This window comes from Pseudomonas simiae (genome assembly GCF_000934565.1).
Taxonomy (GTDB): domain Bacteria; phylum Pseudomonadota; class Gammaproteobacteria; order Pseudomonadales; family Pseudomonadaceae; genus Aquipseudomonas; species Aquipseudomonas simiae.
The window spans coordinates 3,043,582-3,058,568 of the sequence record NZ_CP010896.1 but is presented as its reverse complement, the minus strand read 5'-3'; the positions used below and the strand labels follow the sequence as shown (position 1 = coordinate 3,058,568).

Genomic DNA, 14,987 nt, shown 5'->3' with positions numbered 1-14,987 from the left:
CCTGTAGGAGCTGGCAAGCCGGCTCCTACAGGTCGGGTTTACAGTTGGTAGTGCTTGAGCTCCCTGGCAATCACCATCCGCTGAATCTCGCTGGTCCCCTCGTAAATCTGCGTGATCCGCGCATCCCGGTAGTAACGCTCCACCGGATAATCCTCCAAATACCCATAGCCGCCATGAATCTGCATGGCTGACGAGCAGACCTTCTCCGCCATTTCCGAGGCAAACAGCTTGGCCTGGGAGGCTTCCGACAGGCACGGTTTGCCGGCACTGCGCAGTCGCGCAGCGTGCAGGATCAGCAAGCGGGCGGCATTGAGCTGGGTTTGCATGTCGGCCAACAGGTTGGCCACGCTCTGGTGCTCGATGATTGCTTTGTCGAACTGCACGCGATCACGGGCGTAAGCCAACGCCGCCTCAAACGCCGCCCGGGCGATTCCCAGTGCCTGGGCGGCAATGCCGATGCGTCCGCCTTCCAGGTTGGACAGGGCGATCGCCAGGCCTTTGCCACGCTCACCCAGCAGGTTGGCTTCGGGCACTGTGCATTGGTTGAGGGTGACGGCGCAGGTGTCAGAAGCGCGAATGCCCATTTTGTGTTCGGTGCGGTCCACCACGAAGCCTGGTGTTGCGGTGGGCACCAGGAACGCCGAGATGCCTTTCTTGCCCAGTTCAGGGTCGGTGATGGCAAACACGATCGCCAATTTGGCGCGCTTGCCATTGCTGACGAATTGCTTGGCGCCTGTGATCACCCAGTGACCGTCGCGCAGTTCTGCTCGGGTGCGCAGGTTGTGGGCTTCGGAACCGGCCTGGGGCTCGGTCAGGCAAAAGCAGCCAATCGCTTGGCCGCTGGCGAGGTCAGCCAGCCAAGTCTGCTTCTGCGACTCTGTGCCGTAATTGAGGATTGGCCCGCAACCCACTGAATTATGGATACTCATCAGCGCACCGGTGGCGCCGTCGCCAGCGGAGATCTCTTCCACGGCGAGGGCGTAGGCGACGTAATCGACATAGGTGCCGCCCCATTCTTCCGGCACTACCATGCCCAGCAGGCCCAGTTCGCCCATCTTGGCGACCAGGGCATCGTCGATCCAGCCAGCTTTTTCCCAGGCTTGGGCGTAGGGCGCGATTTCACCACGGGCAAAGTCGCGTGCCATGTCGCGGATCATCACCTGTTCTTCAGTATATTCAATATCTTGCATGACTTAGTTCGCAACCTTCTTGAAGTTATGAAAGAAGCTTTCTACATGGCTGAGGGCCAGTCCGTGCAGAGTCGGTGGGTTCCAGCGCGGGGCCTTGTCCTTGTCGATGATCAGCGCACGCACGCCCTCGATCAGGTCGCCGCGTTCGAACCATTGGCGGTCCAGGTGCAGCTCCAGGGCAAAACATTGCTCAAGGGGCAGGCGACGCCCGCGGCGTAGCATTTCAAGGGTGACGGCCATGGCCAGGGGTGAGCGGGTCTGCATCAGGTGGGCGGTGGTCAGGGCCCATTCGTGGCTGTCGGCCACGGTGACTTGTTGCAGTTGTTCAACAATGCTCGGCACATCCGGCAACGCGAAGAAGTGGTCAATGGCGGGGCGCAAGACGGCCAGGGGCGCGTCGGGGAGTTGCTGCACCGCCAGTTTGGCGAGCACACCTTGCAGGTCCTTGAGTGGCGAGTCGTGCCATTGCAGGCGGTCAAGCTTATTGTCCAGGTCGGCAAGCTTGCTGCTCTCAAGATACCAATCCGCCAGCCCGCAGTAGAGCGCATCGGCCGCACGGATCTGCACCCCGGTAACCCCCAGGTAAATCCCCAGCTCACCCGGAATACGCGGCAGGAAGTAGCTGCCGCCCACATCAGGAAAGTAACCGATGGCCACTTCCGGCATTGCCAGGCGGCTGCGCTCGGTGACGACGCGCAAGTCGGCGCCTTGCACCAGGCCCATGCCGCCCCCCAGGACAAACCCGTCCATGAGTGCCAGGACCGGTTTGCGGTAATGGTGGATGGCCAGGTCCAGTGCGTATTCCTCGACGAAGAAGTCCTGGTGCAGGGTGTCGCCATTCTTGAAGCTGTCGTAAAGCGAACGGATGTCGCCGCCGGCACAGAAGGCTTTTTCACCGGCGCCGCGCAGGACCACGGCGTACACCTGCGGGTCATCGGCCCAGGCTTTTAGCTGGGACGCCAGCCTGCGCACCATGTTCAGGGTAATGGCGTTCAAGCCGGCGGGGCGATTGAGGGTGAGGTGGCCGATATGGTTACGGACCTCGGCGAGGACTTCGTCCTGAAGTGTTTCTGCGTGGCTTGCCTCGGATGAAACCTGAGCAGTCATCGATAACTCCCTGCTTTTATTGTTCTTTATCAAGATGTTCGCGGACGAACCATCTCGCGATCGTACCAGTGCAAATTTGCCCAGTACAACCGTCAATCATGCAGGTTGTTTTTGCATTTATGCAGTGAATGGATGAGTGCCTCACGGCACCCGACTGGCCAGTACCTCACCGATGCTGCGGCGTCGGGCGTGGGTTTCTGCGGCATGGATCAACGCTTCCAGCTCCGTGGGCTCTACATCGTAGAATTGTTCCATTTCGGACAGCGCCAGCTTCAGATCGTCGGCAGTAATCGCTGGGTCTCGAGCGGCCTTGGGGTTGCCCAAGATAGGCGCGGGTGTTTCAACGGCGCCTTTTGGGTAGCGCGTGCGTGTCGCGTTGTTGTAAACCAGCGCGCAGGCCAGCAAGGCGCCGGCACCGAGCAGCACGGCGCCCAATTCATACCAGCCCAGGGCGGCGGAAGCCGGGTCCGCCAACACCAGTGTCATCGCCAATCCGCCGGCTGGCGGATGCAGGCAACGCAGCCAGCACATCAGCACCACCGTCATGCCGGCCGCCAGGCAGGCGCCGCCCAGGGAGGGACCCAGGACGCGGGCCACCAGCAACGCAATCACGCCCGCGCACAGGTAGCTGCCAATGATCGACCAGGGTTGCGCCAGTGCACCGGACGACACGGCGAACAACAACACCGCCGAGGCGCCGAGGGGGCCGAGCAGGTGCAACGCCACCTCCATGCCAAACACTTGGGCACACAGCCAGACGCTGAGGAGGGTGCCCAAGGCCATGCCGATGGCGGCACGGCTCCATTCAGTGGGGCGGGTGTTGATAGCAGCGGGGAACCAGCGAGCGAACATTGAAAGGGGGTCCATAAACAGCGGGCAAAAAAAAGGCTTGTCTGGTTGCCCGGAAAAGCCCTTTGAAGGTTCCAACATTTGGGGGAAGGAACCCGTGCAGTGTGCCCACCTCGGAAGAACCGCGCCAATGCATATTGATGCAGGTTGAGTGCAAAAATAATGAATTGAAGGCCGGCGCAGTCTTTAAGGTTGCGGCGGTTTGGCCAAGTGCAGCAGTACGTAAGGGTTGCGGTCAAACTCACCGACCAGGGTGGGCGTGATGCTGCGAAAGCGCGGGTCCTGCAAGCCTTCGTAATCCGCTTGACTCATTACCAGCCAGGCTGGCGCCTGGATGGGCTTCAGCTCGGCCGCTTGCTGAGTGAACAACGGTACTTGGTCGCAGTCGAGGTTGACCATGTATTTGATCGCCTTGGCGTCTTTGCCCAGGCCGTGCAACACCACAGGAGCACGCTGCTGCATCACCTGTTCATGCACCTGCAGGGTAAAGGTGCGTGTGTCATAGACACTGCGTTCCAGCGGTTCGACCACCAGGATATAAGTGGCCCATACCGCCAGTACCGCGGCAAAAGCCGGTCCGACCTGGCGCAGTTGCGACTTGAACAGCGCCAGCAGCGCCACTCCCTGCAGCCCCCCAAGCACGCCGTACACCCAGCCCAAATGACTCAAATGTTCCGGGTAGCGCGGCCGTGCGAAGAGCAATCCGGCGATCAACAGCGTCGGCAACAACGTCCAGATGCCCAGCATCAACCCACGCAACCAGGCAAACAACCGCACGTGCGCCACTTGGAACGGATACGCCGCAATCATCGCCGCCATGGGCAACATCGGCAGTACATACCGCGCCTTTTTCGCCTGTGGGATCGACAAGCCCAGCATCACCAGCAAGCCTGCGGCAGCGCAGTACCACACCAACTGCAAGGCCGGCCCCGGCGCCCGGCGCCCGCTGATCACCATGGCCAGCAGCACAAGCACGGCCATCGGATACGCCAGGGCATAGTTGCCCAGGGAGCTGGTGAAGTAATACAGCACGCCGCTGGAACCTTCGCTGCCATCCATGCGCCCGAGGAACTGCATGCGAATCACGTCCTGCATGAAGCGCTCGCCGCCACTCAGCTTGGCCATCAACAACAGCAAGCCGACACAGGCCACCAGCAACGCCAGCGCAAGCAATCCGAAGCTGAACAGTGGGCGCCATTGGCGGTTGATCAGGTAATAGCTGCACAACACGCCAGTGGGAACGACCAGCCCAATCGGCCCACGCACTGCAAAGCCGACAATCAGCAGCAGGTAAAGCCAATGCAGGCGCTTACCTGCACCGAAGTGGTCGTGGGCGTACCCCAGATAGAACACCGCCAGGGCGATTGCGGCCAACATCTGGTCGAGGGACACCGCGCGGGTTTCGCTGATGAAACTGCTGCTCAGCAACAGCATCGCAATGCTCAACAGTCCCCAGCGCTGGGAGTAAGGGGCCGTCAGGCGGTACACCAGGGTGACGATCAACGCCGAGGCAATGGCCGTAGGCAGCCAGGCGGTAAAGCGGGTGACCTCGCCAAACGGCAAAGACACCAGCCACGTCATCAACGTCGAGGTAGCCAGGTAATCCGCGTAAGGCTGGCCATAGGTGGTCGGAAAGAAACCGGGCCCATGGCGCAGCATCTCCTGGGCAAACAGCACGAAGCGTGAGTCGAAGCCGATGATTGCCTGATGCCAGTTGCCGGCGATGAACAGCAGCAACGCCAGCAATCCCAAGCCGAGGGATTGACGGCGGATCGCGGGGCTTAACAGCGACGGTTGGGCAGTGTTCACGTCTTAGGCTTCCACGACCTGCGGCAACCATTGCTGCTGCGGAATCGGCAACTGGCAGGAGTCGCCACGGCCGATCGGGTAGTACTGGAAGCCTTTGCGCGCCAGGCGCTCGCCGTCATAGAGGTTGCGGCCGTCGAAGATCACCGGGGTTTTCAAGCGCTGGTGGATCAGGTCGAAGTCCGGCGCCTTGAACTGCTGCCATTCAGTGCAGACGATCAGCGCGTCGGCGCCGCCCAGGGTGGATTCCGGGGTACCCATCAGCATCAGCCGTGGATCGTCGCCATAGATGCGCTGGGTTTCCTGCATGGCTTCCGGATCGAAAGCGCGCACGTTGGCGCCAGCCGCCCACAAGGCTTCCATCAGCACACGGCTGGGCGCGTCACGCATGTCGTCGGTGTTCGGCTTGAACGCCAGGCCCCACAGGGCAAAGGTCTTGCCGCGCAGGTTGCCCTTGAAGAATGCATTGATGCGTTCGAATAATTTGCTCTTCTGGCGCTGGTTGATGGCTTCCACGGCTTCCAGCAGGTCGCTGGAGCAGTTGGCTTGCTTGGCGCTGTGGATCAGGGCGCGCATGTCCTTGGGGAAGCACGACCCCCCATAGCCGCAGCCGGGGTAGATGAAGTGGTAACCGATGCGCGAGTCGGCACCGATGCCAAGGCGCACGGCTTCGATGTCTGCGCCCAGGTGCTCGGCCAGCTCGGCGATCTGGTTGATGAAGCTGATCTTGGTGGCCAACATGCAGTTGGCGGCGTATTTGGTCAGCTCGGCGCTGCGCAGGTCCATGAAAATAATGCGGTCATGGTTGCGATTGAAAGGGGCATACAGGTCGCGCATCACCTCGCGCACTTCTTCGCGCTCGCAGCCGATGATGATGCGGTCCGGGCGGCGGCAGTCGGCCACGGCCGAGCCTTCCTTGAGGAATTCCGGGTTGGAGACGATATCGAACTCCAGGTGCCGACCGGCCAAGTGCAGGGCTTTTTCGATATGCGCACGCAGGGTGTCGCCAGTACCGACGGGCACGGTGGATTTTTCCACCAGGATCACCGGTTCCTTGCGATGACGGGCCACGGCATCGCCCACCGACAGCACGTACTTCAAGTCCGCCGAACCGTCTTCGTCCGACGGCGTGCCCACGGCGATAAACAGCACTTCGCCATGCTCGACCGCGAGTTTCTCGTCATGGGTAAAGTGCAGCCGCCCGCTTTCCAGGTTTTCCTTGACCATCGCCGCCAGCCCCGGCTCGAAGATCGTCACATGGCCCTTCTGCAAAGACTCGACCTTGTTCTTGTCAACGTCCATGCAGATGACATCGTGACCGACTTCGGCCAACACAGTGGCCTGCACCAGACCGACGTAACCACTACCAAATACACTGATTTTCATGGGGCATTCCTGGGACTTGTAGCGCTAGCACGACGAGAGTTGATAACCAGCACACCGAGGATGACCAAAGCCACCCCCAGGGTTTTTGAAATGGAGAAGTCTTCGTTGAACACCGGCAGGCTGGCCGCCAGCAAGTACACCAGGGCGTAGCTGATGCTCAACAGTGAATAGGCACGGCCCAGTGGCAGGTGCTTGAGCGCGCCGAGCCAGCAGAGCATCGACAGCGCGTAGGCCAGAATCGCCAGGAGCACCACGCCGAGGGCGTCGAGATCAATCTGGACGCTCAGCCACTGGTTGGGCAGCGGCAAGCGCGTCATGCTCCAGCGCATGCCCAATTGGGCGGCGCTGACCAGGCCAACACTGCCCAGGGCCAGGGCAAACCCTTGAACCCGGCTCATACGTGACGCCCCAGCAGCACGACACCGCCGATCACCAGCGCCACGCCCAACCAGTGACGGCCGTCGATGGGCTCATCAAAGACAAACCGCGCCACCAGTGTGACCAGCACGAAATTCAGGCTGAGCATGGGGTAGGCAATGCCCACCTCAAGGCGCTGCAACACCAGCAGCCACACCAACAGGCCCAGACCCAGACACATCAGCGCCGACCACAACCACGGCGAACGCAGTTTCAGTGCCCAGCCGTCCGGCAGGTCACGCCAGCTTTCCACGGCGAATTTCTGCGACACCTGGCCCATGCAGGTCAGCAAGCAGGCAGCCACTAACAGCAGCAAGGTGATCAAGGCGTCACCTGCGGGAAGATCAGGATCACTATATTGCCTTGCTCATAGCGCTGGCCGTCGCTGGGCAACAAAGCGATTTCGGCTCGCTCATCGTCACCTTTGACGCGCATCACCACACCGACCGTGCCTTTTTTACGCGCATCGCTCATCCACTGCTGAACCTGAGGCATATCCACCTTGTGATGCCCGGCATCCGGGTAGGCGAGGCCGTATTTGACTTCACCGACGGTGTTGTAGAGCGTCACGTCCGGCCGTGCCAGGCGCCACGACAAGGCCGATGCGGCGCCGAGGTCATTGCTCAACAGTGCAGTGGCCGGTTGCAGTTCCTGCAGGTGATCGATGATGAATGGGTCGGGGGTCTTGTTGTAAACCACTGAGTGCGGCAGCGCGGCTGGCAACAGGGCGACCATCAGCCAGCTGCCAAGCACTGGCATCGCCCACAAGCGAAGCGGCTGTGCGGCCTGCAGCAGGTTGACCAGGATCCAGCCGAACAGGAATGTGAACACCAGTACCAGGCTGAGTGTTTCCTGACCGTGTTCATACACCGGTTTTTTCAGTTGGAACCAGCTCAGCGCCAGCAGCATCACCACGCCGATGATCAGGTTCAACCAGCCATTGATACGCACTGCGCGGTAACGGCCCTGGGCCAGTTTGTCGGTCAGGGTATTGCCCATCAACAACGCCAAGGGCAGCAGGCACGGCATGATGTAGGAGGGCAGCTTGCCCTTGGCCAGGCTGAAGAACGCCAGGGGCATCAGCAACCACAGCAATACAAAGCCGGTTTGTGCGCTGCGTTTGTCCTGCCAGGCCTGCTTGAGCGTGGACGGCAACAACGCCACCCATGGCAGGCAGAACGCAACCAGCAACGGCAGGTAATACCAGAACGGCTCGGCATGCTGGGCGTCGTCACCGGCAAAGCGCTGGATATGCTCGTGCCAGAAGAAGAAGTGCCAGTAGTCGGGCTCTTGCAGGTGTACAGCCAGCGCCCACGGCAAGCTGATGACAATCGCCACCACCACCGCCACCAGGCCGTAACCGAGCAGCTCGCGGAAACGCTGTTGCCAGATCGCATAGGGCAGGGCGATCAACACCGGGAGCAGCCACGCCAGAAAGCCCTTGGTCATGAAACCCATGCCGCAGGCAAACCCCAACAGCGCCCAGGCGCCGAGTCGTCCATTGCGGGTCGTGCTGTCAAAGCAAAACCACAAGGCCACGCCCGTCAGGTTCACCCAGAACGTGAACTGCGGATCGAGGTTGGCATAACCGCCCAGGGCCGCCACGCTGACAAAACTCATGTACAGCACGGTGCTGATCAGGCTCTTCTGCGGGTCATTCCACAACCGACGCGACACCAGGTACACCAACAGGATGCTCAATCCGGTGCTCAACGCCGACGCAAACCGCACGCCGAACAGGTTCTGCCCGAAGATCGCCTGGCCCAGCGCGATCATCCAGTAACCGGCCGCCGGTTTCTCGAAGTAACGGATACCCATGAAGTGCGGCGACGCCCATTTTCCGGTCAGCAGCATTTCCTGGCTGATTTGCGCATAACGGGTTTCATCCGGAATCCACAGACCATGGGTAGCCAGTGGCAGCAGGTAAAACACGCCAAACGCCAGCAGGAGCAGGGGCAGGGCCCAACGGCGAATCATGCCTGCTGCACTCCAAGCCAACCCTCGCGACCGGGCAAGACGCCGCGCACCATCTGTTGCTGGGGCAGGGTGGTCAGGTCCGCCGGCAACAACTCGCCCAACGGTTTGAAATCGATGCCGCGCTGCCCTGCCTGGGCGAGCAACTGGCGGAACTCATTGGCCATCAGAATCCCTTCTACCTCTGCGTGGATCGTGTAGACGTTGAGCTTCGACTCGGCAAAGCGGTCGAGGATGAACGTATTGAAGTCCTTGGCAGCCACTACCGGCCCGACGACTTCGTCGAAGGTCGGCAGGTCCACCGGAATCTGTGGGGTACCCGCACTGCCATCGGCCAGGGTGGGACGAAACAGGCTAGTGCCGCGGCAATCGCTGTTGTAGCGAAAGTTGAACCCTTGCTTGGCTTGCACGACGCGTTCATCGGCGCGCCAACCGGCGGCCGCTGAACAGTCAATGCGCTCACCAAGGATGTCGCTCAGGCTCTCCACGCCGCGTCGAATTTGCTCGACCAACTGCGCTTCGCTCCAGCGCCCGGTGTTGGCCTGCCAGCCGTGGTGATCCCAGGCGTGCAGGCCGACCTCATGCCCGGCCGCCTTGGCTTGGCGCATCAGGTGCCCCAGGTCGCGACCGATCGGCTTGCCCGGCCAGGCGGTACCAGCCAGCAGGATATCCAGGCCATACAGCCCGACGGCGTTGGAGCGCAGCATCTTCCACAGGAACTGCGGGCGGATGAGGCGCCACAGGTGGCGCCCCATGTTGTCCGGCCCGACACTGAAGAAAAACGTCGCTTTTACCGAGGCTTCGTCCAGGGATTCGAGCAACCGTGGCACACCTTCACGGGTGCCGCGGTAGGTGTCGACGTCGATGCGAAGACCTGCATCCATTACTTTTTGTCCGCGATTTCGAGCATCGCTTCACGCAGGAAGAAATCCAGCGTGTTGCCGATGGTTTCGCTCATCTCTACGGTCGGCTCCCAGTTCAGCAGGCGCTTGGCGTTTTCGATGCTTGGCTTGCGGTGTGCCACGTCCTGGTAACCGGTGCCGTAGAACGCCTTGCTTTCCACGTCACGGAAACCGGCGAACGGCGGGAAGTTGCCACGCAGCGGGTGCGCTTCGAACTGGCGCAGCAGCTCTTCGCCCAATTGGCGGATGCTGGCTTCGTTTTCCGGGTTGCCGATGTTGATGATCTGGCCGTTGCACGCGTCGTTGTCGTTATCAATGATGCGCGCCAGGGCTTCGATACCGTCGGCGATGTCAGTGAAGCAACGTTTCTGCTCACCACCGTCGAACAGACGGATCGGCGTACCTTCCACCAGGTTCAGGATCAGTTGGGTGATCGCACGGGAGCTGCCGATGCGCGCGGAGTCCAGGCGGTCGAGACGCGGGCCCATCCAGTTGAACGGACGGAACAGGGTGAAGTTCAGGCCCTTGGCGCCGTAGGCCCAGATCACGCGGTCGAGCAGTTGTTTGGAGACCGAGTAGATCCAGCGTTGCTTGTTGACCGGGCCGACCACCAGGTTGGAGGTGTCTTCATCGAAGTACTGGTCCTGGCACATGCCATAGACTTCGGAGGTCGACGGGAAGATCACGCGCTTGTTGTACTTGACGCAATAGCGCACCAGCTTGAGGTTTTCCTCGAAGTCCAGCTCGAACACGCGCAGCGGGTTGCGGGTGTATTCGATCGGCGTGGCGATGGCTACCAACGGCAGGACCACGTCGCACTTCTTGATGTGGTACTCGATCCACTCGGTGTGGATGCTGATGTCGCCTTCCACGTAATGGAAGTTCGGGTGGCTGCGCAGGCGCTCGATGGCGTCGGAGCCGATGTCCAGGCCATAGACTTCGTAACGGTCGTCACGCAGCAGACGCTCGGACAGGTGGTTACCGATAAAGCCATTCACGCCCAGGATCAGCACACGGGTACGCCGTGTCTTGCGGCCGGACTCGGCGCCGCGCAGCACGGAACCGTCCACCAGGCCCAATTCGTTGGCCAGGGAAGGACCGGCCAGGTACAGGCCGTTGTCATTGCGTTGGCCGAACTTGATCACCAGGGAGTCTTCACCGCAGGCAATGCGCAGCGGGTTGACGCTGATCACACGGCCCGGCGCCTGGCCATCGTTGCCCTTGACCACTTCGGCTTGCCACACGATCAGCTTGTGCTCGCCGACCGCACAGAAAGCGCCCGGATACGGTTGAGTCACGGCGCGAACCAGGTTGAACAGTGCTTCAGCCGGTTTTTTCCATTCCAGCTTGCCATCGGCGGCGGTGCGGCGACCGAAGTAAGTGGCCTGGCTTTCGTCCTGGGCGGTCTCCGCCAGCTTGCCTTGAGCCAGTTGCGGCAGGGCGTCACGCAGCAGGTTGCTGGCGGCGTCGCGCAGTTTGGCGTGCAGGGTCAGGCCGGTATCAGTGCGATCGATCACGACTTTCTGTTGGGCCAGGATCGCGCCGGCATCGGCACGCTTGACCATGCGGTGCAGGGTTACGCCGGTTTCGCTTTCGCCGTTGACCAGCACCCAGTTGGCCGGGGCGCGGCCACGGTATTTGGGCAGCAGCGAGCCGTGAAGATTGAATGCGCCGTTGCGTGCGGTTGCCAGCAATGGCTCGCTCAGCAGGTTGCGGTAGTAGAACGAGAAAATGTAGTCCGGGTTCAGCTTGGCGATGCGCTCGACCCACAGCGGGTGGTTCGCGTCTTCCGGAGCGTGCACTGGAATACCGTTGCGTGCGCACAGTTGAGCAACGGAACCGTAGAAGTTGTTTTCCTTCGGGTCGTCGGCATGGGTGAACACAGCAGCAATTTCGTAACCCGTGTTGAGCAGCGCTTCAAGGCCTGCACAACCAATGTCGTGGTACGCGAATACAACAGCTTTTGAACTCATGATTGGACCTGATCAGCAGAAGAAGTAGAAGTATGGGAAGACACCAGGCCGTCAACGACGACCACGGGAGCCGGTGCTGCCGGTTGGTTGCGCAGCACCTTTTCGATAAAGAAGCGCGGACGGGCGCGCACATCGCTGTACATGCGGCCCAGGTATTCACCCAAGAGACCCATGCCGATGAATTGGCCACCGGTGAACACGAACAGCACGGCGAACAGTACGAACAAGCCATCACCGGCCCAGTCGGCACCAAAGGCCAGGCGCATGACGATCAACGCCAGGGCAAACAGCATGCCCAGCGCCGCCAGGCTGAAGCCGACGATGGACAGCAGGCGCAGCGGGGTGGTGGTCATGCAGGTCAGCAAGTCGAACATCAGGCTGATCAGGCGCATGGCGCTGTATTTGGATTCGCCATGTTCACGCTCGGCGTGGTGCACCAGGATCTCGGTGGTGTGGCGGGCAAAGCCGTTGGCCAGGATCGGGATGAAGGTGCTGCGCTCGCGGCAGGCCAGCATCGCGTCGACAATGGTGCGGCGGTAGGCGCGCAACATGCAGCCGTAATCGGTCATGGCCACGCCGGTGGAGCGCTGCACGGCCAGGTTGATCAAGCGCGAAGGCCAGCGGCGGAAGGCCGAGTCCTGGCGATTATTGCGCACGGTCGCAACCACGTCGTAACCGAGGGCGGCTTGGTCCACCAGGCGCGGGATTTCTTCGGGCGGGTTTTGCAGGTCGGCGTCAAGGGTGATTACCACCTCGCCCCGGCACTGCTCGAAACCGGCCATGATCGCCGCATGCTGGCCGTAGTTGCGATTGAGGATCACCGCCACCACGTTGCTGCCGTCTTCAGCCGCAGCGTCTTCCAGCAGTTGGGCCGAATTGTCGCGGCTACCGTCATCCACCAGGATGATTTCGTATTCGTAGGCCAGCTGCTTGCAGGCCGCAGTGGTGCGACGCAGCAATTCAGGCAGGCTCTCTTGTTCGTTGTAGACCGGGATAACGATCGACACGCAATGAATAGGGTAGGGTTTCAAAGATTCATGACCTCGGGGTTAGAGCATCTTGGAGCGTGGAAACAGCAGCAATCATTGGGGCGAACGTCCAGGCCGCAGGTTAAGAAACGGCGCCAAAGGTGAAGCGTAATCAATAGGTTAGACGATATAGCGCGGCTTGCCGTGAAGTACTGTGTTTAAGATTAAGCGTAAAAATGTGGAACAGATATGAAAGGCGGATGAAAAACTCGTTTATTTGACAGGTAGACAGCTAGGGTTCAGCTAAGCAACTAACGGGTTGTCGACTTTAGTTAGTGGGCGAAATAAGAACTGTTTGTAGGACGTTTGGTTCAACTTGAGCGCCTACGCTCAGCCAACGAATTTTAGTGAAGAATCTTCTCTGCAATGCGCCCCAAGTGCCGGTAAAGTAAGCCGTCTCTTGCCAGGGTGATCGAATGAATAGCGTGCAGCTTTTACGCGGCCAATTGCGGCCTGCTTTGATGGGATCATTGATGGCGTTGTTGATGAGCGTGGCCAGTGTCACGACAGTCCAGGCCGATGACGGCGTGGCGCTGACCAGCATCGATCAAGTGCCGGACGGCGTGGAAGTGCGCGGCAAGCAGATCGCCGCCTACACCTGGGACGATAAACAAGGCAAGAACCTGCTGGTGCTCGCCGAGCAAGTCAGCGAGCGTGACGACGACGGCACCCAGTCGGGGTTCGTGTATGCGGCGCAATACCTGATCGACGGCAACCGCCCCAAGCGTGTGTGGATGCTCTACGACGACGTGCAGCATTGCGAATTCGACGCCGCCCTGCATTTTGACAGGGCGGCGACCAAGGTCACCGACCTCACCGGCGACGGCATCACCCAGGCCACCGTGGGCTATTCGCGAACCTGCACCAGCGATGTTAGCCCCAACGAATTCAAGCTGATCATGCATGTCGGCAAGTCGCAGAAATTCCGTCTGCGCGGCCTGGACCGCGTGGGGGCTGCCTGGTGGGACGAAGAGGCTGGCGCCTTGCGCGGCATGCCGTTGCCCAAGGATTGCAGCGTGGCCGGACAGCAGGCACTGGTCAGCCAGTACAAGGAGCAGGGCACCGAGTTGCCGTTGCCGGGTTGTTATGGCGATGAAAAGGATTTTGCCAAAGCCCCTGAGGCTTACTTGACGTTCATGCGTCAACACTGGTTCGCGCTGATGCAGAAGCAGGACAGCGACTGGAGCCAGACCCAGGTCCAGCCGCAGGACCCTACCGAAGATGACGACACGGCCCCGTGATTTTGTGCCTGGGCCGGTCCTGGGTTAGACTCGGCCTTCGCCAATTCACTAAATACCTCGATTAATCAAAGGCTTGTTCGAGGTATTTAATCCAAAGGCTGATCTACCTTGACTGAGTCTATCCGCAACCCGCTGACCCTTTACCTCACCCGCCTGGCACCCTCCAGCCAACTGACCATGCGCTACGTGTTGCAAGACGCGGCCGACCGCCTGGGCTTCGAGGACATTAACCTTGAAGACATCGACTGGCATCTGCTGCAGCCCGAACACGTGATCGCCCTGGTCGCTGCCTTGCGTGAGGACGGCTACGCGCCGAATACCTCATCGTTATATGTCAACGCGGTACGCGGTGTGATGAACGAAGCCTGGCGGCTGAACCTGATCAGCCAGGAACACCTGTTGCGCATGCGCACCGTCAAGGCTGCACCGGGCACGCGCCTGAGCCAGGGCCGCAACCTGCGGCGCAGCCTGATCCGCGAAATGATGGAAGTCTGCGCTGCCGACCCTCGGCCCCAGGGCCTGCGGGATGCCGCGGTGATCGGCATTCTGTATGGCTCCGGCATGCGCAAGTCGGAGTCGGTCAACCTCGACCTGGCGCAGATCAACTTCGAAGAGCGCAGCCTGCGGGTGATCGGCAAGGGTAACAAGGAGTTGATCAAGTACGCGCCGGACTGGGCATTCGCCAAGTTGCAGGCGTGGCTGGCGTTTCGCCGCGAGCAACTCAAGGAAGGCGAGCAGGACGACAGTTTCCTGTTCAACCGCATCCGCCGCGGCAGTCATATCACCCGCGAACGCATCACCAAGCATGCGATCTACTACATCGCCCGCCAGCGCGGCCAGCAGGTAGGCGTGAAAATCATGCCTCATGACTTCCGCCGCTCGTTCATTACTCGGGTGATTGAAGAGCATGACCTGTCGATTGCACAGAAACTGGCGCACCACACCAATATCCAGACCACCGCCAGCTATGACGTGCGTGACGACAACGAGCGGCGGCGGGCGGTGGATCGGTTTGATCTGTAACGTCCGACATGATGAAGATCAAAATGTGGGAGCGGGCTTGCTCGCGAAGGCGGTTTGTCAGTCAAAGTCCGGTGACTGATACGCCGTATTC

The 14,987-nt window shown here is 60.7% G+C and carries 13 protein-coding genes; 2 read left to right on the top strand and 11 right to left on the bottom strand.

The genetic code is table 11. The features are described 5' to 3' along the window. Positions 1-38: 38 nt before the first annotated feature. The 11 genes from PF1751_RS13610 to arnC form a co-directional block, all read right to left on the bottom strand. Positions 39-1,190, bottom strand: coding sequence for an acyl-CoA dehydrogenase family protein (locus PF1751_RS13610; protein ID WP_010210413.1), 1,152 nt, complete (start codon positions 1,188-1,190; stop codon positions 39-41). A gap of 3 nt (positions 1,191-1,193) precedes the next feature. Then, positions 1,194-2,297 carry an enoyl-CoA hydratase/isomerase family protein gene (locus PF1751_RS13605; RefSeq protein ID WP_010210414.1) on the bottom strand — a complete coding sequence of 368 codons (1,104 nt, stop codon included), beginning with the start codon at positions 2,295-2,297 and terminating at the stop codon, positions 1,194-1,196. Between the two features lie 141 nt (positions 2,298-2,438). After that, positions 2,439-3,149, bottom strand: coding sequence for an HPP family protein (locus PF1751_RS13600; protein WP_010210415.1), 711 nt, complete (start codon positions 3,147-3,149; stop codon positions 2,439-2,441). A 183-nt stretch (positions 3,150-3,332) separates the two neighbouring features. Then, positions 3,333-4,955 (bottom strand): ArnT family glycosyltransferase, encoded by a 1,623-nt coding sequence (locus tag PF1751_RS13595; RefSeq protein ID WP_044287213.1) that lies wholly within the window; start codon positions 4,953-4,955, stop codon positions 3,333-3,335. Between the two features lie 3 nt (positions 4,956-4,958). After that, entirely contained in the window at positions 4,959-6,338 is a 1,380-nt protein-coding gene (locus PF1751_RS13590; RefSeq protein WP_028616173.1) for a UDP-glucose dehydrogenase family protein, read from the bottom strand. Continuing rightward, a complete protein-coding gene (gene arnF, locus PF1751_RS13585; RefSeq protein WP_010210419.1) occupies positions 6,335-6,736 on the bottom strand; it encodes a 4-amino-4-deoxy-L-arabinose-phosphoundecaprenol flippase subunit ArnF in 402 nt (133 codons plus the stop codon). Before arnF ends, PF1751_RS13590 begins: the two co-directional genes overlap by 4 nt. Next, positions 6,733-7,080 carry a 4-amino-4-deoxy-L-arabinose-phosphoundecaprenol flippase subunit ArnE gene (gene arnE, locus PF1751_RS13580; RefSeq protein ID WP_010210422.1) on the bottom strand — a complete coding sequence of 116 codons (348 nt, stop codon included), beginning with the start codon at positions 7,078-7,080 and terminating at the stop codon, positions 6,733-6,735. The genes arnF and arnE overlap by 4 nt, the downstream gene beginning before the upstream one ends. Beyond that, entirely contained in the window at positions 7,077-8,732 is a 1,656-nt protein-coding gene (arnT, locus tag PF1751_RS13575) for a lipid IV(A) 4-amino-4-deoxy-L-arabinosyltransferase (RefSeq protein ID WP_044287212.1), read from the bottom strand. Before arnT ends, arnE begins: the two co-directional genes overlap by 4 nt. Further along, entirely contained in the window at positions 8,729-9,613 is an 885-nt protein-coding gene (gene arnD, locus PF1751_RS13570; RefSeq protein WP_044287211.1) for a 4-deoxy-4-formamido-L-arabinose-phosphoundecaprenol deformylase, read from the bottom strand. Before arnD ends, arnT begins: the two co-directional genes overlap by 4 nt. Beyond that, positions 9,613-11,604, bottom strand: a complete 1,992-nt coding sequence (arnA, locus tag PF1751_RS13565) for a bifunctional UDP-4-amino-4-deoxy-L-arabinose formyltransferase/UDP-glucuronic acid oxidase ArnA (RefSeq protein ID WP_044287210.1) — start codon at positions 11,602-11,604, stop codon at positions 9,613-9,615. Before arnA ends, arnD begins: the two co-directional genes overlap by 1 nt. After that, on the bottom strand, positions 11,601-12,635 hold the full coding sequence (arnC, locus tag PF1751_RS13560) for an undecaprenyl-phosphate 4-deoxy-4-formamido-L-arabinose transferase (protein ID WP_042572393.1): 1,035 nt from the start codon (positions 12,633-12,635) through the stop codon (positions 11,601-11,603). The genes arnA and arnC overlap by 4 nt, the downstream gene beginning before the upstream one ends. A gap of 413 nt (positions 12,636-13,048) precedes the next feature. On the opposite strand from arnC, the gene PF1751_RS13555 reads away from it, so the two are divergent. Together PF1751_RS13555 and PF1751_RS13550 are read left to right on the top strand one after the other, a co-directional pair. Then, complete coding sequence (locus PF1751_RS13555; protein WP_031291350.1) at positions 13,049-13,873, top strand: M949_RS01915 family surface polysaccharide biosynthesis protein; 825 nt, start codon at positions 13,049-13,051, stop codon at positions 13,871-13,873. Positions 13,874-13,981: 108 nt separating this feature from the next. Further along, the gene (locus PF1751_RS13550) at positions 13,982-14,896 is read left to right on the top strand and encodes a site-specific integrase (protein WP_021493142.1); all 915 of its coding nucleotides are present in this window, start codon (positions 13,982-13,984) and stop codon (positions 14,894-14,896) included. Positions 14,897-14,987 lie beyond the last annotated feature (91 nt).

What these genes read in the sequence shown, in the direction of transcription:
- PF1751_RS13610 (WP_010210413.1), bottom strand. Translation starts at nt 1,190, where the DNA reads ATGCAAGATATTGAATATACTGAAGAACAGGTGATGATCCGCGACATG.
- PF1751_RS13605 (WP_010210414.1), bottom strand. Translation starts at nt 2,297, where the DNA reads ATGACTGCTCAGGTTTCATCCGAGGCAAGCCACGCAGAAACACTTCAG.
- PF1751_RS13600 (WP_010210415.1), bottom strand. Translation starts at nt 3,149, where the DNA reads ATGTTCGCTCGCTGGTTCCCCGCTGCTATCAACACCCGCCCCACTGAA.
- PF1751_RS13590 (WP_028616173.1), bottom strand. Translation starts at nt 6,338, where the DNA reads ATGAAAATCAGTGTATTTGGTAGTGGTTACGTCGGTCTGGTGCAGGCC.
- arnF (WP_010210419.1), bottom strand. Translation starts at nt 6,736, where the DNA reads ATGAGCCGGGTTCAAGGGTTTGCCCTGGCCCTGGGCAGTGTTGGCCTG.
- arnT (WP_044287212.1), bottom strand. Translation starts at nt 8,732, where the DNA reads ATGATTCGCCGTTGGGCCCTGCCCCTGCTCCTGCTGGCGTTTGGCGTG.
- arnD (WP_044287211.1), bottom strand. Translation starts at nt 9,613, where the DNA reads ATGGATGCAGGTCTTCGCATCGACGTCGACACCTACCGCGGCACCCGT.
- arnA (WP_044287210.1), bottom strand. Translation starts at nt 11,604, where the DNA reads ATGAGTTCAAAAGCTGTTGTATTCGCGTACCACGACATTGGTTGTGCA.
- PF1751_RS13555 (WP_031291350.1), top strand. Translation starts at nt 13,049, where the DNA reads ATGAATAGCGTGCAGCTTTTACGCGGCCAATTGCGGCCTGCTTTGATG.